This is a genomic window from Streptomyces sp. CA2R106 (assembly GCF_037034245.1).
Lineage (GTDB): Bacteria > Actinomycetota > Actinomycetes > Streptomycetales > Streptomycetaceae > Actinacidiphila.
In genome coordinates this window covers 1-613 of sequence record NZ_JBAGKC010000161.1, presented here as the reverse complement: position 1 = coordinate 613, position 613 = coordinate 1, and the positions used below count along the sequence as shown (strand labels likewise).

Genomic DNA, 613 nt, shown 5'->3' with positions numbered 1-613 from the left:
AACCTCTACAACGGCCGGCACGCCCCCGGCGAGCACGTGCGGGTCTTCCCGCTGTCGAACTGGACCGAGCTGGACGTGTGGCAGTACATCGCCCGGGAGCACATCGCGCTGCCGGAGATCTACTTCGCCCACGAGCGCGAGGTGTTCTCCCGGCACGGCATGTGGCTGACCGCCGGCGGCTGGGGCGGGCCCGCCGAGGACGAAACGGTACAGAAGCGCCGGGTGCGCTACCGCACCGTCGGCGACATGTCCTGCACCGGCGCGGTCGACTCCGACGCCGACACCACCGGCAAGGTGATCGCCGAGATCGCGGTCTCCCGGCGCACCGAGCGCGGCGCCACCCGCGCCGACGACAAGCTGTCCGAGGCCGCGATGGAGGACCGCAAACGCGAGGGGTACTTCTAGCCATGACCGGCACCGCTGACCCTGCTGACCCCACCGGCCCCGCCGGCCCCGTCCGCCCTGACGACCCGTCGGGGCCGGCCCCCGCGGCCACCCTGCTGCGCTTCGCCACCGCCGGCTCCGTCGACGACGGCAAGTCCACCCTGGTCGGCCGCCTGCTCCACGACTCCAAGTCGGTCCTCACCGACCAGCTCGAAGCCGTCGAGCGCGT

The 613-nt window shown here is 72.6% G+C and carries 1 protein-coding gene and 1 pseudogene; both read left to right on the top strand.

Translation table 11 applies throughout. The features are described 5' to 3' along the window. Positions 1-405, top strand: a 405-nt coding sequence (locus tag WA788_RS35525) for a phosphoadenosine phosphosulfate reductase domain-containing protein (protein WP_335984633.1), incomplete at its 5' end; no start/stop codon positions are given. Positions 406-407: 2 nt separating this feature from the next. Next, positions 408-613: pseudogene (locus tag WA788_RS35520) on the top strand (hypothetical protein); the annotation flags it as partial.